At 40.1% G+C, this 18,395-nt stretch carries 25 protein-coding genes and 1 pseudogene; 16 read left to right on the top strand and 10 right to left on the bottom strand.

Going from position 1 to position 18,395, the window contains the following annotated elements; all coding sequences use genetic code 11:
• Positions 1–2: 2 nt before the first annotated feature.
• The 3 genes from ubiE to LS69_RS10430 are packed head-to-tail and all read left to right on the top strand — an operon-like array spanning position 3 to position 1,063.
• Entirely contained in the window at positions 3–722 is a 720-nt protein-coding gene (gene ubiE, locus LS69_RS05805; RefSeq protein ID WP_138123080.1) for a bifunctional demethylmenaquinone methyltransferase/2-methoxy-6-polyprenyl-1,4-benzoquinol methylase UbiE, read from the top strand.
• Positions 722–865 (top strand): hypothetical protein, encoded by a 144-nt coding sequence (locus LS69_RS10435; protein WP_194145438.1) that lies wholly within the window; start codon positions 722–724, stop codon positions 863–865. The genes ubiE and LS69_RS10435 overlap by 1 nt, the downstream gene beginning before the upstream one ends.
• A 30-nt stretch (positions 866–895) precedes the next feature.
• Positions 896–1,063 (top strand): hypothetical protein, encoded by a 168-nt coding sequence (locus LS69_RS10430; protein WP_194145437.1) that lies wholly within the window; start codon positions 896–898, stop codon positions 1,061–1,063.
• Positions 1,064–1,067: 4 nt separating this feature from the next.
• Here the strand turns inward: LS69_RS10430 and LS69_RS05800 are convergent, their stop codons facing one another.
• On the bottom strand, positions 1,068–1,697 hold the full coding sequence (locus LS69_RS05800; RefSeq protein ID WP_138123078.1) for a trimeric intracellular cation channel family protein: 630 nt from the start codon (positions 1,695–1,697) through the stop codon (positions 1,068–1,070).
• A gap of 90 nt (positions 1,698–1,787) precedes the next feature.
• Positions 1,788–2,375 carry a thermonuclease family protein gene (locus LS69_RS05795; protein ID WP_138123076.1) on the bottom strand — a complete coding sequence of 196 codons (588 nt, stop codon included), beginning with the start codon at positions 2,373–2,375 and terminating at the stop codon, positions 1,788–1,790.
• A gap of 149 nt (positions 2,376–2,524) precedes the next feature.
• On the opposite strand from LS69_RS05795, the gene apt reads away from it, so the two are divergent.
• The 11 genes from apt (at position 2,525) to LS69_RS05745 (ending at position 9,494) form a co-directional block, all read left to right on the top strand.
• The gene (gene apt / locus LS69_RS05790) at positions 2,525–3,079 is read left to right on the top strand and encodes an adenine phosphoribosyltransferase (RefSeq protein WP_138123074.1); all 555 of its coding nucleotides are present in this window, start codon (positions 2,525–2,527) and stop codon (positions 3,077–3,079) included.
• An 8-nt stretch (positions 3,080–3,087) separates the two neighbouring features.
• Positions 3,088–3,291: a hypothetical protein gene (locus tag LS69_RS05785; RefSeq protein ID WP_138123072.1), complete on the top strand. Its 204-nt coding sequence runs from the start codon at positions 3,088–3,090 to the stop codon at positions 3,289–3,291.
• A gap of 174 nt (positions 3,292–3,465) precedes the next feature.
• Complete coding sequence (gene panD, locus LS69_RS05780; RefSeq protein ID WP_138123070.1) at positions 3,466–3,834, top strand: aspartate 1-decarboxylase; 369 nt, start codon at positions 3,466–3,468, stop codon at positions 3,832–3,834.
• Positions 3,827–4,138, top strand: coding sequence for a YbaB/EbfC family nucleoid-associated protein (locus LS69_RS05775; protein ID WP_138123068.1), 312 nt, complete (start codon positions 3,827–3,829; stop codon positions 4,136–4,138). Before panD ends, LS69_RS05775 begins: the two co-directional genes overlap by 8 nt.
• Entirely contained in the window at positions 4,138–5,289 is a 1,152-nt protein-coding gene (locus LS69_RS05770; RefSeq protein ID WP_138123066.1) for a PDZ domain-containing protein, read from the top strand. Before LS69_RS05775 ends, LS69_RS05770 begins: the two co-directional genes overlap by 1 nt.
• Entirely contained in the window at positions 5,264–6,127 is an 864-nt protein-coding gene (locus LS69_RS05765) for a polyprenyl synthetase family protein (RefSeq protein ID WP_138123064.1), read from the top strand. Before LS69_RS05770 ends, LS69_RS05765 begins: the two co-directional genes overlap by 26 nt.
• Positions 6,128–6,136: 9 nt before the next feature.
• A complete protein-coding gene (gene surE / locus LS69_RS05760; RefSeq protein ID WP_138123062.1) occupies positions 6,137–6,931 on the top strand; it encodes a 5'/3'-nucleotidase SurE in 795 nt (264 codons plus the stop codon).
• A gap of 247 nt (positions 6,932–7,178) precedes the next feature.
• Positions 7,179–7,853 carry a ThiF family adenylyltransferase gene (locus LS69_RS05755; RefSeq protein ID WP_138123060.1) on the top strand — a complete coding sequence of 225 codons (675 nt, stop codon included), beginning with the start codon at positions 7,179–7,181 and terminating at the stop codon, positions 7,851–7,853.
• A 2-nt stretch (positions 7,854–7,855) separates the two neighbouring features.
• A complete protein-coding gene (locus LS69_RS10425) occupies positions 7,856–8,020 on the top strand; it encodes a hypothetical protein (RefSeq protein WP_194145436.1) in 165 nt (54 codons plus the stop codon).
• Between the two features lie 20 nt (positions 8,021–8,040).
• The gene (locus tag LS69_RS05750; RefSeq protein ID WP_138123058.1) at positions 8,041–8,925 is read left to right on the top strand and encodes a carbon-nitrogen hydrolase; all 885 of its coding nucleotides are present in this window, start codon (positions 8,041–8,043) and stop codon (positions 8,923–8,925) included.
• On the top strand, positions 8,925–9,494 hold the full coding sequence (locus tag LS69_RS05745; protein WP_138123056.1) for a class I SAM-dependent methyltransferase: 570 nt from the start codon (positions 8,925–8,927) through the stop codon (positions 9,492–9,494). The genes LS69_RS05750 and LS69_RS05745 overlap by 1 nt, the downstream gene beginning before the upstream one ends.
• A 187-nt stretch (positions 9,495–9,681) precedes the next feature.
• Here LS69_RS05745 and LS69_RS05740 read toward each other — a convergent pair whose 3' ends face one another.
• Positions 9,682–9,891, bottom strand: a complete 210-nt coding sequence (locus LS69_RS05740; RefSeq protein WP_138123054.1) for a hypothetical protein — start codon at positions 9,889–9,891, stop codon at positions 9,682–9,684.
• Between the two features lie 136 nt (positions 9,892–10,027).
• Between LS69_RS05740 and LS69_RS10830 the strand changes: the two genes are divergently transcribed.
• The gene (locus tag LS69_RS10830; protein ID WP_238699185.1) at positions 10,028–12,832 is read left to right on the top strand and encodes an autotransporter domain-containing protein; all 2,805 of its coding nucleotides are present in this window, start codon (positions 10,028–10,030) and stop codon (positions 12,830–12,832) included.
• 411 nt (positions 12,833–13,243) lie between these two features.
• On the top strand, positions 13,244–13,564 hold the full coding sequence (locus LS69_RS05730; protein ID WP_138123052.1) for a hypothetical protein: 321 nt from the start codon (positions 13,244–13,246) through the stop codon (positions 13,562–13,564).
• A 156-nt stretch (positions 13,565–13,720) separates the two neighbouring features.
• Here LS69_RS05730 and LS69_RS05725 read toward each other — a convergent pair whose 3' ends face one another.
• The 7 genes and pseudogenes from LS69_RS05725 to LS69_RS10420 form a co-directional block, all read right to left on the bottom strand.
• Positions 13,721–14,725, bottom strand: coding sequence for a beta-ketoacyl-ACP synthase III (locus LS69_RS05725; protein WP_138123050.1), 1,005 nt, complete (start codon positions 14,723–14,725; stop codon positions 13,721–13,723).
• Positions 14,725–15,720, bottom strand: a complete 996-nt coding sequence (plsX, locus tag LS69_RS05720) for a phosphate acyltransferase PlsX (protein ID WP_138123048.1) — start codon at positions 15,718–15,720, stop codon at positions 14,725–14,727. Before plsX ends, LS69_RS05725 begins: the two co-directional genes overlap by 1 nt.
• Positions 15,721–15,735: 15 nt before the next feature.
• Positions 15,736–15,891: a 50S ribosomal protein L32 gene (rpmF, locus tag LS69_RS05715; protein WP_138123046.1), complete on the bottom strand. Its 156-nt coding sequence runs from the start codon at positions 15,889–15,891 to the stop codon at positions 15,736–15,738.
• A 3-nt stretch (positions 15,892–15,894) separates the two neighbouring features.
• On the bottom strand, positions 15,895–16,272 hold the full coding sequence (locus tag LS69_RS05710) for a hypothetical protein (protein ID WP_138123044.1): 378 nt from the start codon (positions 16,270–16,272) through the stop codon (positions 15,895–15,897).
• Positions 16,273–16,275: 3 nt separating this feature from the next.
• Positions 16,276–16,689 carry a nucleoside-diphosphate kinase gene (ndk, locus tag LS69_RS05705; protein ID WP_138123042.1) on the bottom strand — a complete coding sequence of 138 codons (414 nt, stop codon included), beginning with the start codon at positions 16,687–16,689 and terminating at the stop codon, positions 16,276–16,278.
• Positions 16,690–16,873: 184 nt separating this feature from the next.
• Positions 16,874–18,052 carry a hypothetical protein gene (locus LS69_RS05700; RefSeq protein ID WP_138123040.1) on the bottom strand — a complete coding sequence of 393 codons (1,179 nt, stop codon included), beginning with the start codon at positions 18,050–18,052 and terminating at the stop codon, positions 16,874–16,876.
• Between the two features lie 13 nt (positions 18,053–18,065).
• Positions 18,066–18,395 (bottom strand): annotated as a pseudogene (locus tag LS69_RS10420) (MBOAT family protein); the annotation flags it as partial.

The following is an 18,395-nucleotide window of genomic DNA, read 5'->3' as shown; positions in this document are numbered from 1 at the left end:
AAATGCAAGAGAAACAACAAGAAATCATCGCAATGTTTGATGATATTGCGGGAAGCTATGATTTAGCAAACCGCGTAATGAGCTGCGGGATAGACATTGCGTGGAGGAAAAAAGCGTGTGAGATTGCCTTTGAAAACCTCCCACAAGAGCGGCTTAAAAGCCTTCAAATCGCTGATATTGCGTGTGGAACAGGCGATATGATAAGCCATTGGCAAAAAAACGCAATGCGCAAAAATGTGTGCATAGAAAGCATTATAGGACTAGACCCAAGCGAAGGTATGCTAAATGTCGCACGCAAGAAACTTCCGCAGATTGAATTTGTGCAATGCGAGGCGACAAAATTACCTTTAGAAAGCGCAAGTAGGGATATTATCAGTATTGCTTATGGAATCCGCAATGTTGTAGAGCGGAAACGCGCTTTAGAAGAGTTTGCGCGTGTAATTCGCGTGGGTGGAATCCTCGTGATTTTGGAATTCACCAAATGCGAGAATCCCTCACTCTTAGAGCGGCTAATGGGATTTTATACCAAAAACATTTTGCCTTTTGTCGGCGGAATCGTATCCAAAAACTACCGCGCATATCGTTATTTGCCCGATTCTATTGAAGAGTTTTTAACCGCAGAGAAACTCAACGAAGAATTGCGCGAAGTAGGCTTTTCTCCTCTTTTTACAAAAGCATTTTCGGCAAATGTCTGCACTCTTTTTATCGCCAAAAGATTATAATGACGCTAGAACCGCCCTGCATCATTGCGAGAATGCGTAAGCATTCGCGACAATCTATAATCTTGAATCTCGTTTTAGAGATTCCATCGCATTATTTCCTTGAAATCAACATTATAGATTTGCAAGTGTGGGCAAACCGCTAAGCAGTGTGCGCTTTGTCTCGCAATGGCACAATGGCAACCCGCAATGACGACAAGCAACGCAGTGCGCATTACAGAATCTCGCCATCTCGCCTTTGTAAATCCACCTTGTGCAACATTATGGATTGCTTTGTTGTAACGCCTTGCGCAATGACAGAAATAGCAGAATCGTGGGTTAAAACCTCATCGCAAAAACCTTAGCCGCCTATTTCTTTGGTGTGTATCTAAAAGTCGGCAACCCCAAATGATAGCGAATCGCAACCAAACGCGCGACAAAACCAACGAATAGGCAAACAATAATAATAAGATTCTGATTTATCTCAAAATACCGCACACTCACAAAATCACAAACCACATACAAACTCCCTACAAGCAACGAAATACTTGCATAAAGCTCTTTTTGAAATACAAGCGGAATCCTCGCACAAAAAATATCCCGCAATATCCCACCAAAAACGCCTGTAATCACCGCACCCGTTACTGCCATCGCGCCACTTGGGTGCAAATCCAACCCAACCCGCGCCCCAATCACACTAAAAACTGCAAGTCCCATTGCGTCCAAAACCAAAAAAGTGCGTTCAAACCTACCCACAAAATACGGAATCTTCGTCGTCAAAATCGCAGCAAAACACACAAGGGCTAGATATTCGGGGTGCGCCACCCAAGTGAGCGGATAATGCCCAAAAAGCACATCGCGGATTGAACCCCCACCAATAGCCGTTACACACGCGATAAACACCACACCAAACCAATCCATATTATGCCGCCCTGCTGCTAATGCCCCACTCATTCCCTCTGCGGTGATTCCTATGATATACAAAGTCGTTAAAAGCATTTAAATCCTAAACCCTCATTCATTCTCAAAATTTTCTTCAAATCTCTTTGCATTATATCCAAAATCAAGCAAAACACGCGCTTTTATAAATCAGTTTTCGCCCTCTTGCTCGGCTAGATTATCTAGGGTTTCTTTGGCTATTTCTTGCAAAGTGCGCTTAAGGCAGTCCATTTCTTTCTCCCATTCTTTCCACAACCCACGCTTTTCAGCCTTAGCGATACTCTCAAGCACTTCTAAATCCGCTAATACTGCGGATTCTCCAATATCAAAATATTGCACGACTGCATAACCATCACGCACGAGTTCCGCATTAAAAAGATTCCCTCCGCGTTGCAAAAAACACCAACCCTTTGTATAACCCAAACGATACTGCTCTTCCAAAAAAATCTTATTGCGTGTGTATTGCATCGCAAAATGCCGCATTTCTTTAACCGCCCTTTGGCTCACTTCGCAAGTCTCGCTTGAAAAGCTTTTGCTGACACCTGCCACGCCATAGAGTTGGCAATAAAGCATTCCATAATCCTTGCTATAAACGCTAAAAAGTGTCGGCGCAAAAATATGCTTCAAAATCACTTGTCGGCTAATGGGTGGAGTTGCAAATGCAAAGAGATTCGTGCTTAAAAAACCTAGAACTAAACCAACCCGCAAAAGATTCTTGACTTTCCCTATTTTCTGCATAAACGCTTCTATCCTTGAAGAATATTTATCTAAAATTGTAGCAAACTTCTACTTGTGATTAAATTTTTCTCTCCGACAAAAGCACAAAATCTTGACACAAAACACAAAAACGCGTTAAGATTCCACAAACAGCTTTTTTAAGGACAAAAATGCAAATGCTAAATCAAGAACAAAAAAAATTCCTACTAGATTCAATCCGCACGATTCCAGACTATCCACAGCAAGGAATCTTATTTTACGACATTACTACACTTTTAAACAACAAAAAAGCCTTTGAAATGCTCATCAATCATCTCAAAAGCCACTATGAAACTTTGCAAATTGATTTTGTTGCCGGGATTGAAAGTCGTGGCTTTATTTTTGGGGCGACTTTGGCTTACGCACTAGGAGTGGGATTCGTTCCGATTCGTAAAAAAGGCAAACTCCCCGCTACAACAATCTCTGAAAAATACGCTTTAGAGTATGGGTTTAGCGAGATTGAAATCCATCTTGACGCATTCAAAACTTCCAACCAATCCGTCCCCAATGTGCTACTAGTTGATGATTTAATCGCCACAGGAGGCACAGCAGTCGCTGCGGTGAACCTCATCAAACAAGCGGGGGCAAAATGCGTAGAATCTTGCTTTATTTTAAATCTTGAATCCCTAAAAGGCGCACAAAAAGTGCGCGAAGTCGCCCCCACTTATACGCTTTTGGATTTATAGCAGAATCTTTGCCAAGATTCCACCCTTGTTATTTTGGGAGGCGATTGGGCGTTACCTTGCACCCTCGCAAGAAGTCATTAAGTATCGTTTGCGTCATTGCAAAAAGCCTAAAAGCATTATCCGCCGTCATTGCAAGAATGCGTAAGCATTCGTGGCAGTCCATAACTTTAAACAAAAAAGGATTCTATAACGGCGAGATTCAAGATTATTGATTCTCGCGTTCGTTCCACTCACTCGCAATGACGCAGTAGTAGAATCCCTAAAAACATAAAGAATCCAAAAATTTCAAACAAAAGATTCTTGATTTTGAATAAAATGTGTTAAAATTCCTAAAAAGCAAAAGAATTTTTAAGTTTTTGGACTTTAAACTTTTTAAGGATACTTCATTGAATCTCACAATGTTATATAGCAAAATTCACCGCGCAAGTGTCAGTGATGCCAACCTCAACTATGTAGGCTCAATCACCATTGACAAGGAGCTTTTAGTCGCTGCTGGACTTAGAGAGGGGCAAAAGGTAGATATTGTCAATATCAACAATGGCGAACGATTTTCAACTTATGTGATTGAAGGCGACAAAGGCGATATGTGCCTTAATGGAGCAGCTGCGCGCAAAGTGCAAGTAGGCGATAAAATCATCGTAATGGCTTATGCTTCTTATAGCAAAGAAGAGCTGAAAACTTATGAACCAAAAGTCGTATTAGTTGATGAAAAAAACCAAATCATCGCAATTAAGAAGGAGTTAAAAAATGTTTGACCCACAAGAACTCGCTAAAACACTCGGCGATTTACAAGACAAACTCAAAGCCGCACAAGAAGAAAACAAAAACCTAACTTTCACCGCAAAAAGTGGTGGGGGATTAGTAAGCATTACCGCAAATGGCGAGGGTGAAGTGATTGATGTAAGTCTTGACGATTCTTTGCTAGAAGATAAAGAATCTCTACAAATCTTGCTAATGAGCGCGTTTAATGATACTCTCAAAAACATTGAACAAAGCCGCAAAAATATGGCGATGGAAATGCTTGGAAATTTGGGAGATTTTCCGTTTAAGGGGTTATAATGTTGGCAGTTGGATTTAAAAAACTTTATTGGCTTGGGTATGGAATCTTATTTTTCAGTTTGCCGCTGATTGCTTATGATTTTGAAGCTTGTAGGCAAAAGGCAATGCTTTCTATGGAGCGCGTAGGCAATACTTATGGAATCGCAATCAAGCGTTTAGGGGATTCTGCGCAAGATTCTCAAAACAATCTTACGCCCTCTAAAGTTGCTTTGTTTGTGTATTCTCCAAAATCCACACCAAAAGGCTACAAAATCCTTAAACACGACCCTTTCATCGGTATGTATTTATTGGAATCCAAAACTGAATTATTGCCAATTTCTTTGCGCACTATCAACAAAGAAATCCTAGAAGATGAAATGGCAAGCATTCTCCCTCACGATGGAGTAAGTGGCAAAATCGCAACGCGTATGCAAAGCCCCATTAATTATGCCACGCTCAATACGCCAACTTTCCAAAACAGCCTCATTAGCACGGTTTGCGACCATATTTATGGAATCGGAATCGGAAAAAATGAGTTTATAGAAAAGGCTTATTTAGACCGCTTTATTCTTAGTGATTCCGTGCATTATGGTGATATTGGGGTGCGCGTCTTCCAAAACAGCGATGATAGAGTGGAAGTCAATCTCATTGACCCCTTTTTCCGCGCGAATCCCTTTGCTTATGGCGATATTATTATGATGATTAATGGCGAGGCGATTCCAAATGTCGCGCATTTTAATCGTGTTGTTTTTGATTTAAAAGAAGGTGAAATCGTCCCTGTGCGTATCTCACGCAAGGGCGTTGTAATGGAGTTACAAGCCTATGTGGATAAAAGACGCGGAGGAATGCTTTTGAAAGAAGATTTTTTAGGGCGCGTAGGCATTGAAGTAGATAGCAACTTCGTCATTACACGCGTTGCGCCTTATGCCAAAAATGGCTTTGAGCGTTTAAAAGTGGGCGATAAAGTCCTGCGCGTCAATCAACAAGCTGTGCCACAAGGATATGACGCGATTATCCGCCTACTAGGACAATATCCTGACAAAATGCAAAAATGGCTTATTTCGCGTGATGATTTTCAGTTTTTTATCAATGTCAATCAAAAAGAATCCCAAAAAACGCAAGATAGCCTCATACAAGGACTTCTCAATGAATCTAATGCCTTTAGTCTTTGATAGATTTGAACATTATTGTATCAAACAAGCCCCAAAAGTCGCTAGTTTTCACCCTTATTTTGAAACCGCACTTTGGGAAATGGTGCTAAATGGCGGCAAACGATTCCGCCCCAAACTGCTTTTAAGCGTCGTGGCGGGTTATAAACCTAAAATGCTAGAAAAAGCCTTTGCCCCTGCTCTTGCACTAGAGATTCTGCACACTTACTCCCTAATCCACGATGATTTACCTGCGATGGATAATGCGCCCTTGCGTAGAGGACACCCGACTTTACACGCAAAATACGACGAAGTGGGCGCGATTCTCATCGGCGATGGGCTAAATACCCAAAGTTTTTATCTCATCACCAAAGCTAAGCTAAAGCCAAAAATCAAAGTGAAATTGATTCAAGCCTTAAGCTGCAATGGTGGAATCTATGGTATGGTGCTAGGACAAGCGTTAGATTGTTATTTTGAAAACCAACAATTACCGCTCAAAAAATTGCGCACGATTCATCTAAACAAAACCGCAAAGCTGATTGCAGCAAGTTTGCAAATGGGCGGAATCCTCGCAGAATGCGATAAAAAAACCTGCAAAAAACTCTATCAATTAGGGCTAGATTTGGGGTTGTTTTTCCAAATCCGAGACGATATAATTGACGCGACACAAAGCGAACAAGAAGCTGGAAAGCCCACACATCAAGATTCGGCAAAAAACAGCTATGTTAATTTACTAGGCTTAGAAAATGCGAAAAAAGAAGCCAAAGCAATGATAGATTCTATTCATTTGCAGCTCAAAGCACTCCACCCAAAGGCAAACAAGCTTTTAAACGAGCTTTTAAGCCCTTATTTCGCATTATAAGGAATCTCTGTGAAACGCATTTTGCTCACCAATGATGACGGCTATCAATCCCCGGGTCTCCTCGCACTAAAGGACGCTTTAAGTGAGCTTGGACATCTCGTAATCGTCGCTCCAGCAAGTGAAAAATCCGCCTGTGGACATGGAATGACTTTGACGCGCCCTCTGCGCTTTGTCAAACTAGAAGATGATTTTTATAAACTAGAAGACGGAAGCCCCACAGACTGCATTTATCTCTCTCTAAACGCACTTTACCAAGAGGGATTTATGCCCGATTTAATTGTAAGTGGCATTAATATTGGCTCAAATATGGGAGAAGATGTTAGCTATTCAGGCACAGCAAGTGCGGCAATGGAGGGCGTATTACACGGGATTCCCTCAATCGCAATCTCACAAGTCTTGCAAGACAAAAATTACTTTGGATTTGATTTTGACTTGGCAAAGACAAGCATTTACAGAATCGCCAAAGCGATTTTAGAGGATTCCTATCCCCTACAAGCGCGTGAATTTTTAAATGTCAATATCCCGCAACTCCACCCCAAAGATTGCAAAGGATTCCAAATCACCGAATTAGGAATCAGAACTTATGGCAATGACGCGCATGTGCATCGCAATCCGCGCGGAGAAGAATATTATTGGCTCGGGCTTCACCCACTTGCTTGGCAAGAGCGTGAGAATGGCGAGATTTCAGACTTTGATGCGATTCAAAAGGGTTATGTTTCTATCACGCCTATTTCGTTGGATTTCACCGCGAGGAATCGTTTGCGCACTTTGGAAAGTTGGGCACAAAAGAAGCTAAAAGAGTAAGAATCCAAATAACCCGCAATTCCTCTGCTGCACCATTGTGGGATTTTATAATGCGCGTTGTAGCTTGTTGCCATTGCGTCATTGCGAGATTCTGCATTGAGCTAAATCGTGGCAATCCATAATCCAAAACAAAAATCCACTTTTGCTTTGCGTTAGATTGCATTAAGAGATGAAATTACAAAATTTTATGCTAATATTCGCAATTACAATAAAATCTCAAACCAAATCCAAAAAGGCAAGAAACCAAATGAAAAAATGTTTTGCTAGGACTTTGCCATTGTTCAAAGAAAAGGGATTCCAAAAGCTCCAAAACGCGAAGATTCTAATACTCGGCGTGGGAGGCGTTGGAGGATTCGCACTTGATTGCCTTTATCGCACAGGAATCGGTGAGATTTGCATTATAGATTTTGATTCTTTTGAAGAAAGCAACCAAAACCGCCAAATCGGTTCTTTAGAGGGAATCGGGCGCAAGAAAGTAGAGGTTTTAGCAGAGACATACAAAGGAATCGTCGCATTGGATTCTAAAGTTACAAAAGATTTCATTGATAGCTTTGATTTTAGCCCCTATGATATTGTGCTAGACGCGATTGATGATATTGATGCCAAAATCGCACTAGCCCTTAAAATCTCCAATCACAAAGACGATTCCACAAAGCCTATTTTGCTTTCTTCCACAGGAAGTGCTAAAAAGCTAGACCCCTCGCAAATCCAATTCGCGCCCATTTGGAAAAGCTATGGCGATAAATTCGCTAGAAAACTGCGTGAGGGGCTTAAAAAGCAAGGATTCAAAGGAAGCTTTATGGTGGCATTTAGCCCCGAAGAGCCAAAATGCAAAGAGCTTGGAAGTTTTAGCGGAGTAACTGCAAGTTTTGGATTGCGCCTTGCAAGTGAAGCTATTAAAATTATTTTACAAAAGGATTAACAATGCAAATTTTTTCAAAAGCGTTTGATGGCGAAGAAGAATGCGAAGAGTTTGAAGACGAAGAATACGACGGCTACGATTCAAATTATGAAGACAGCGACAAGTTTTTATACGATGAAGATGATTATGGTAGCGATGATAGCGACTACGAAGACGAAGATTACTAAACCCACCAAAGGAGCGCAAAATGGAATCCAAAATCAAAGTAGCCCTAATCCAACAAGCCTACAAAGGTAGCAAACCCGCAACACAACAAACAAGTGCGCAAATGATAAAGGAATCCGCGCAAAATGGGGCGCAGTTGGTTTTACTACAAGAGCTTCACACGAGCGAATACTTTTGCCAAAGTGAGAATGTGGATTTTTTTGATTATGCGCTCGGCTTTGAAGCGGATTGTGAGTATTTTAGCCAACTCGCCAAAAGCAACAAAATCGTGCTTGTAACCTCGCTTTTTGAACGCCGAAGCGCGGGGCTTTATCACAATACCGCAGTAGTTTTTGAACGCGATGGAAGCATTGTCGGGAAATACCGCAAAATGCACATTCCAGACGACCCGGGATTCTATGAGAAGTTTTATTTCACTCCCGGGGATTTGAATTTTACTCCCATTGAAACGAGTTTAGGGAAGCTTGGCGTGTTGGTTTGTTGGGACCAATGGTATCCTGAAGCGGCGCGAATTATGGCGTTAAAGGGTGCGGAGATTCTGATTTATCCTACTGCGATTGGTTGGTTTGATAGCGACAAAGCAGACGAAAAGGAACGCCAAAGAGAAGCTTGGATGGCGGTGCAACGCGGACATAGCGTAGCCAATGGAATCCCTGTTGCCACAATCAACCGCGTAGGATTTGAAAGCGACAAAAGCGGTGTAATGGAGGGCATACGCTTTTGGGGTTCTAGCTTCGCCTATGGCGCACAAGGCGAACTACTCGCGCTTGGAAGCATTGAAAAAGAAGAGATTTTATACTTTGAATGGGACAAACAAAGAAGCGAAGAAGTGCGCAGAATCTGGCCCTTTTTGCGTGATAGGCGCATTGATTCTTATCAAGAGATTCTTAAAAGATATTGCGACTAATGCAAAGCGACCAAACCAAATGGAATCTCAAATACAAAGAGAATCCCGCACCTAGCGAACCTCTACAACTTCTAACGCAATACATTCCCAAACCACCCAAAAACGCTAAAGCTTTGGATTTGGCTTGTGGTATGGGGCGCAATTCACGCTTTATGCGAGATTGCGGATTCTATGTGGAGAGTGTAGATATATCAGACTTTGCGATTGCCTCTTTGCAAAACGAATCCAATATTAAAGCATTATGCGTGGATTTGGATTGCTTTAGCATTCCACCAAACCACTACGATGTGATTTGCAACAGCTATTTTTTGGAAAGGCGTTTGTTTCCCTCTATCGCCAAAGGCTTGAAAAAGGGTGGGATTCTAATCTTTGAAACCTTTGCCAAAAGCGAAAAGCAATCCCAAAATGCCTTTGCAAGTGATTCGGCGCATTTGTTGCACAAAAACGAGCTTTTACGCGCTTTTTTGGATTTGGAAATTTTATTTTATGAAGAAACCTTAATTAAGCGCACCAAAGATTCCAACTCTTCCTTAGCACTTGTCGCGAGATTAGTCGCCAAAGCCACATAATCCAAACCAACCTGCGATTCACCTACGCGTCATCGTAAATGGGTTTCAAAGCTTTCCCCGCCGTCATTGCGAGAGTTTGCATTGTTGTTTCCTATTGCATTTTTAATGAATAAAAATTACGCTACTGCGTCATTGCGAAGATTCCGCTAGGAATCTGTGGCAACCCATAGTCTTAAATCTCGCCTTTTTAGAATCCACTTTGTGCATGATTGTGGATTGCCGCGTCTCTCACTTCGTTTGTTCCTCGCAATGACAAAAGGGTGCGCCAAAGCGTCCGCATTGCAATTTTCGCAATGACGATAAGCAACACGACACGCATTGTGAAATCTCGCAATGACGACTTGCCAATCCGCCCTAAAGATTCCATTTCTACACACTCCCACACATTCTTGCCCATTAAATACCTTAAATTAAACTTAAAATATTAAAATTTTCAGGAATTTCCAAAATTTTGGTAATCAATTAATTGACTTTTAAGGGGGGGGGGGGGTATTATTTTGACTTAAATTTATTTTAAAATTTAAGGAGTCAAAATGACGAAACTTTCTATTGTAGCAAGCCGCGCGCTTGTTGGATTTGGTGTGGTAGCTTTGACTAGCACCGCGACCTTTGCAGCACAAGTTGCCGTTGATGATAATACAAAATTCCAAGCAGAATTTTCAAACAACAATGGCAATTGGACAAACAAAAACAACACTACCAAAGGAACAAATAATGGCGTAGATATTAGTTCTAGCACTTGGAGTCCTGCGCCTATCGTAGTTCCTGCGACACCTGATACACCTGCGACGACACTTCCTATCAACTCTATCACAATTGATACAACCGACGCTGACGGAGTAACCGGCACAATCAATGTTAATGGAGAACTTGGAGTCTATCAAAACGCTCAAGACAATGATCTTTTCTATGGCGTGAAACTCGTAGGAGACACAACCATCGCTGCCACTAATGGGATACTTGGCATTGGAAAAAACTCTTCTATCACAGGTAATGTTACAAATAATGGCGAGATTTTTGCCGATAGTGCGACACTAGACATTACAGGCAATGTTAGTTCAGACAGCGGTAAATTCTCTCTTGGAAACAATGGTGTAATCAATGTTAAAGGTAATCTTACCGCAAATAACACAACTGCATTTGATTTCTTTGATAGTGGTTTAATTAATGTTCAACAGCATACCAAAGACGCACAAGGTAAATTCACGGATGGTAAATTCACTTTAGCAGGTAATAACACAATCAGCTACACAACAACCAAAAGACAACTTGCTGATGATGTTGTGATTGCAAACGCACAAGGTGGGTTTTGGAAAGGCGCAACAGCAGCTGATGAGCTAAAAACAGATACAGCAGCAAATGCAACTGCGGCTAACACATTCTTAGGTGGAATCTCCGTAACAAACCCTTATGATAGAAAAATCAGCTCTTTGCTAAGCAATCCTAATCTACTAGCAGGAACAAGCCTAGAGGATACAAATATTACAAATGGTTCAACTACTCTTAACTCAAGCCCAACCTTTAACTATGGATTAGGACTTAGTAATAATGACAAAACATTGTCTATCATTGTAACTTCTGATTGGACTAGCTTTGATGTAAGCAAAGATTCAACTCAAGCGCAAATCACCACAGCGATTGCAAACTCAATCACAGAGATTGCAGGCAATGAAAATACCGCTATCACAAACGCGCTCAATTCTATCAATACAGAAATCACAACTACAACTACTGCAATCTCTACTGCAGAAGGTGCGATTAACACAGCAAACGCGGCACTAAAAACAGCACAAACCGACTTAGCCAATGCACAAAAAGCACTTGCCGAAGCGACCACAGACGCAGAGAAAGCGACTGCACAAGCTGCGATTGACACTGCAAATACAGCGATTGCGACCCAACAAGGAATCGTAGCAACACAAACAGAATCTCTAAATACTGCAAAATCACAAGAAGCAAACCTCAAAGCAGCTTATGCAGAGCTTGACGCTAGACAAAAGGCTTACACTGAAGCAACAAGTTCTTTAGCTGCAAACGCAAGTGATTCTGAAAAACTTCGCGCAAATTTGGTTGCATTAGTAGGCGCAAATAACGCTGGAATAGCTCAAAATGTCTTATTTAGAGTTTTAGATACAAGAGAAGATGCAAATGGTAACCCTATTAATAATAACCTTATGACTGCACTTTTAACTCCTGCTGGTATTGATGATTTGCGCAACACTTCTATCGCAGTATCAAACACAGGCAATACAAGCGAAGGTTTAGGAATCCTAGCTTCTTTGGCGCGTTCAACTTCTATCAATGATAATGACAAACTCAATGTCATCACTCACAACCGCTTCTTCCGCGACACAAGAGACGCAGGACGCAGCGCATCTACCTTTTCTAACGCTTCTACTTCCGCATTAAGCGTGATGAATGTTTCTAACGATATGGCTCTAGGTGGCAGAATCGCAAAAGCAAACAATCCTTATAGCCAAAAGTTAGCAGCTATTGGAAGTGATGCAAACTATCCTTACTATGAAAACTACACTGCAAGTGTATGGGCAAATGCTTTTGGTGGTGCGAATATCATTGATGGCAACAATGGCGGAGTCTATGGAATCACTCTAGGGGTTGATGGTAATGTAACAGATAACTTCTTGCTTGGTGCATACTTCACCTATGCAGATTCTGACCTTAAAGACGACTTGCTAAAACAAGAATCTGATAACTTCCAAATCGGACTTTATTCTCTTATCAAATTGCCACAAGATTGGGAAATTGGACTTAAAGGATTTGGACAATTTGGTTCTATTGACCAATACAGACACAATGGCGCAGCAGGCACAAGCACTGCAGACTTTGATAGCAAATTCTTTGGTTTAAGTGGAAATGTAGGTAAAGTCATTGGATTTGAAAATGGCTTGTATCTCAAACCATTTGTGGGATTAAACTACTATTACAGCACTATTGATGATTATACAGAAAGTGGCACATTTGGACAACATGTTCATTCTATGAGCAACAACTCATTTAGCGCAGATATTGGACTAGAGTTGAGAAAATACTTCTCTAATAACTCTTATATCTATGCTACACCAAAGATTGAACAATATCTTGTCAATAATGGTGATGATTATGTTGCCAGATTTGCAGGCTCTGATACGACTTATACAATCGCAGGTGATGACAAAAAACGCACTTATGGACAACTTGTATTGGGTGCAAACATTGAAGTTACAGAAGCTTTGGCATTGCAACTTGGTGTAGGTGCGAAACAAATCCTTGCAAACAAAGTAGATGACAAAAACGAAACTTATTTAAGTGGTAACTTAGGACTTAAATATAAATTCTAATCTACTTTTAGCTTTACTCTAATCGGCTCTTCAATGGGCTAGGTTGGAGAAGAAGCTAATCAACTAAGACTGCTTCTAGTTTTATAATCATTAGAAGTAACTTACAGAACTGCTTACTGATTTTAAAAAGGAAAGTGGTTTGAAACTGCTTTCACTCTGAAATGAGAGTGGTTTAAGGTTGCTTTATACTCTTAAGAAAAGTAGTGAAAACTGCTTTATACTTAAAGAAAGTAGCTTAAAATTGCTTTCACTCTTAAGAGAAGTGGTTTAATGGGATAAAAGGCTAGAATCCCTAGCCTACCCAAATTTTATTTTAATCTCCTTTTTGATATTTAAGATAATTCGCCCATAATTCAAGGGCGGATTCTACCATTTGTCATTCTGCGATTCTACCATTATAAGAAGTCTAAGGTGTTCTACTGCGCATTGCAAGAAGCCTTTAAGGCATTACCTTTTGTCATTGCAAGATTCTATAATGCGTGTCGTGTTGCTTATCGTCATTGCGAGAGATTCGTTAGAATCTCGTGGCAATCCATAATGTTAGCAACCCGCCGTCATTGCGAACGCAGTGAAGCAATCCATGATACAGAATCTCGCTTTAGAGATTCCATTATTATATCCTCTAGTAGCCTACATTATGGATTACTACAACTTCTGCGAAGTCTCTCAATAACAGAAATAGCAAAATCCACTTACCCGTCATTGCGAGGACGAAGCAATCCACAATCTTAATATAAATTGGATTCTACAATGGCGAGATATTAAAGCGTAGATTTACAAGTGTGGGTGAGTTGCTAACGCAACACACACGCCACGAGATTCTAACGAATCTCTCGCAATGACTAAAGACAACAAAACACGCAAAAAGTATGTGAAATTTAGTGAGGCTTATTTGCCATTGAAAGTTAGAATCGCAGAACCCCAAGTCAAACCGCCACCAAAGGCGTCTAAAAGCAATCTTGAACCGCATTGGATTTTACCATTTTCATATAAATCATTAATTGCCATAGGAATCGAAGCCGCAGAAGTGTTGCCGTATTTTTGCACAACCAACGCAACCTTTTCATTAGGGAAACCCAACGCCTCACCTACTGCGGAAATAATGCGCAAATTGGCTTGATGAGGGATAAAAAAATCAATATCATCTTTTGAAAGATTGTTTTTGGCTAGAATCTCCACGACATCTTTTGTTAGGGTTTTCACCGCGATTTTAAAAGTCTCATTGCCTTTCATCTTAATAAATTGCAATCGTTCTTGCAATATTTCCACACTTGCAGGATTGCGACTACCACAACCCGGAGTCATCAAAAATTCCTGATATTGCCCATTAGAAGAACACCGCACATCTAGCACACTTAGATTCTTATCCTCTGTCGCACTTATCACAGCAGCTCCCGCCCCATCGCCAAACAAAACACAAGTGCTGCGGTCTTGCATATCTAAAATGCTTGAAATTTTTTCCGCCCCGATAATGAGGATATTTTTGTAAGTTTTGGATTCTATAAAAGACTTCGCAAGAGAAAGCAGATAAATAAACCCACTACAAGCTGCGGCAATGTCAAAAGCGGGTTTATCAAGGATTCCTAAATTGTTTGCCACCACACACGCGGTTGAGGGCATACAGAAAAAATCGGGAGAAATTGTCGCTACAATCACTGCGTCAATCTCACTTGCTTCAAGATTCGCGCGTTTGAGTGCCAATCTCGCCGCTTTTGTCGCTAAATCGCTCGTCGCTTCGTTTCCCTCTGCAAATCGCCTTTCTTTGATACCTGTACGCTTCGTAATCCACTCATCGCTTGTATCCACAATTTTAGACAAATCCTCATTAGTAACGATTCTGCTTGGGACATACGCGCCAATGGAAGTTAAAGTCGCATAGATTGGCTTTTCCATTAGTCCTCGTTTGTCTTGTATTGCTCTAGCGCGTGTAGAATCTTATCATTTACATTATTTTGTATCATCAAGATTGCCTGAAAAACTGCATTTTTCATCGCCTTAGCATTGCTTTTGCCATGGCAAATAATCACATTGCCATCTACTCCAAGTAATGGCGCACCGCCGTATTCTGCGTAATCAATCTGCTTTTTAAGCTTTTTAAATACATTTTTCATAAACAGCGAACCAAAGATTCCAATCGGGGAAGATTTGATGTATTTTCGCAACAAAAACACGATAGAATCCGCCACGCCCTCACTCGTTTTCAACACGACATTGCCGACAAACCCATCACACACAATCACTTCCACATTGGAATCAAAGATATTATTGCCCTCAATATTTCCAATAAAACTTGGGTGCTTTTTTAGGAGTTCAAAGGCGGCTTTTGTCATCTCATTGCCCTTGCACTCCTCTTCACCATTTGCCAACAAGCCAATTCTTGCCTTTGGATAATTCAGAATCGCAGTTGCATACTCATGTCCCATAATTCCAAATTCAAAGAGATTTTCAGGCTTACAATCCACATTTGCTCCCGCATCAACGACGAGACTTTTTCTCGCGTCAATTCTTGGCATAAGTGTGCAAATCGCGGGACGAGAAATGCCCTTTAACCGCCCTATTTTTAGCGTCGCAAGGCTCATTGTCGCACCACTATGTCCCGCTGAAACCACCGCATCAACTTGCTTTGCCTTGAGCATTTCAATCGCAACATAAATGGAGCTTTCTTTGCGTTTGAGCGCAGAGGTCGCGCCCTCTTCCATTGTAATAAAATCTGTGCAATGCACAATCTCTACTCTTTGCTTATATTCCGCAGGGACGAGCGGAGCAATCACTTGCTCATCCCCTACAAGCACAAGCGTAAAATCACGATCCTTTAAAGCTTGTAAAGCACCTTGCACAAGTGGAGAAGAGCCAAAATCTCCCCCCATTGCATCAACGGCAATTTTCATTTTTGGTATTCCAAATTAGTTATTTTTATATTTTCCGGTAAATTTATTTACACGATGAGGCATTTTCCAAGTTCCGTCTTTGTCTTTTACCGGAACTGCCAAAGCAACTTTATAATGTGTTCTTCTTTTTGCTGCTCTTGTTTTGCTTACGCGTCTCTTTGGTACTGCCATTTGTTACTCCTTAAATTCATCTTTAGTATGATAATCGCAACGAATCATCTCTAACTCGCCACATAAAATTTCATTAAAATCAATCACGCCATTTTCGCATTCTACGATTTCTTCGAAATGCTCGTTATCCAAACTTACAATCGTTTCGCTTAAATAAAATTCTAAAGGCTCTTCTAAAGTCTTCACATACTCTTCCCCGCTCACATCACAAATAAGCGTGATTGTGCCACTCAAGATTCCCTCAAGCTTCAGCAGATTGGAATGATTAGACGAAAAAGATAAAACACCCTCTAGCTTCGCCTCGTCTGATTCAACGCAAAATGGGAATTTATCTCCATTTTTGCAAGTTTGAAAGACTTTAGCAAAGGCAACTTTGTGCATTACTTAGCAAATTTCCCTTGTAGCGAAGAAAAATGCAATTTCTTTTTTAGCATTTTCTAAACTATCGCTTCCATGCACTGCGTTTGCGTCAATGCTCTCTGCAAAATCTGCGCGAATTGTGCCGGGTGCGGCTTCTTTTGGGTTTGTAGAACCCATTAACTCACGATTTTTAGCAACAGCGTTTAAGCCCTCAAGCACCATAACTACAACCGGTCCGCTTACCATAAAATCTACCAATTCACCAAAGAAAGGGCGGTCTTTATGCACTGCATAAAATGCTTTCGCGTCGCATTTGCTAAGTCTGATTTTTTTCATCGCTGCGATTCTTAGTCCATTGCTTTCAAAACGATCAATGATTTTCCCAATGACATTTTTTTTGACTGCATCAGGTTTGATAATGGATAATGTTTGCTCCATTGCTACTCCTAAAACCCAATCTTTTGGGCAAATTTAAAACAAGGGGATTATTATAGTAAAAATAACCTGCATTTTTTATTAAATGGAAACAATTTTGACAATAAAGAAATCCTAAAAAGCACAAAAATGCGGAATCTCTTTAAGCTTTTGGCTTTATATGATTTTAGGATTCCACATAAAAGGGTTATTTCAAAAACTCTTTAACGCTTTCTACTAGTGATTTTACATCATAATCTAAAATCTTTTGTTTCATAATCTCAAAATAAGATTCCACATTTTGTGGTGTTATGATATGTGTTTTATTGGCTATCGCGTCAAGCTGCATAGAATTCATATCGGTATTATAGTGTGTGCTATCTTTGTAATTTGCAATATTATCTGCATAATCTAAAGTATCAAAACCATAAAGTGTGGCATTGGGGTATTTTTCTAGCTCATTAACAAACCATTGGAATACTTCTTTATTTTGATAAAACAAAACATCGGCAAACACACCTTTTTCATTTTGTATATTAAATCTCCAAAAAAACCTTGAATAAGTCGGAATTATAAGATAAAAGCGCGTATTAGGATTTTTGTCAATAAACCTCAAAAGTGTTTTAGTAAGATTTTGCTTTTGTTTATCAACTTCTACTCCACCAACAAAATCCCAATGAGTAATTTTACCCTCAAGATTCAGCAATTCAAAACCTTTATCATCACGAGAATATTCTATCCAATTTTCAAATCCACCAAATAGCCGCTTATATTCATCTCTTAAACCCCATTGCAAAAGTGTTTCCAAATCATCACTTTCTCCTATACATTTTTTACTATTACTCCAAGAAAAAGCGCAAGAAATAAATTTATAGTTCATATAAGTTTTTATATCATCAATTTCTGTATCGTCATAAAGATAGCTAACTTTAGCGGTTCTTTTTATAGCCTCCTTATTTTCTATAATCTTGTCTGACATAGCATAAGGTTCTAGCGTATAGATAATACTTTTAGGTGATTTGTTTGCAAATAAATATTCTAGAATAACAGATCTTTCCTCAAAAATACTTCCGCTTAGGCTAATATTCACCCATTTGCCATCTAATTTTTCTCCCGCTTCCTTTGCCGAAGTGTTTTCTAGCATAGAAGTGCCGATAATATACGAATCAAAATCATAATGCTTAATAATCCCCTTTGCTTGTATTCGCATATCCTGATGAAAAGTCAATTTTCTGAAGTATGGTTTGTGAAAAATTTGCATAGGATCATAGAGATATAAAAGCACACAAACAATGCCGACAATAACCAATGCACCCAACAATCCTATACTCATAAACTCTTTGGCGCTAATATTTTCATTCCAAAGTTTTTTAATTGAAGTTAGCATACTCCCCTCCCCCTTAAAAATTAAAATAGATAAATTCGCTATAAGGCGTAGAAACAAGACTAAATAATGCCACAATCAAAAGAATCACTACCATAACAGCATTCCCTAAAGTTGGTTTAAATAAATCAAGTCTTTGAATGCTATTTAAAACCCATACTACACACAAGGCAGCACAGATAAAAATAATCGTCTCATTTGAACCTTCAATCTTTTCCAACAACTCTTTCATGTGATGAGCCTTTCTAGGCATCTCCACCCACACAATCCCAAACATTCCTTTGAGTAGATTGAGTGCGCCTTGTAGATTTTCAGCGCGGAAAAATATCCAAGTGATATTGATAAA

Origin of the sequence: Helicobacter sp. MIT 05-5294 (assembly GCF_000765675.1) — a bacterium.
Lineage (GTDB): Bacteria > Campylobacterota > Campylobacteria > Campylobacterales > Helicobacteraceae > Helicobacter_D.
Note: the sequence above shows the minus strand (reverse complement) of the source record. Positions and strands in the feature narration are given on the sequence as shown.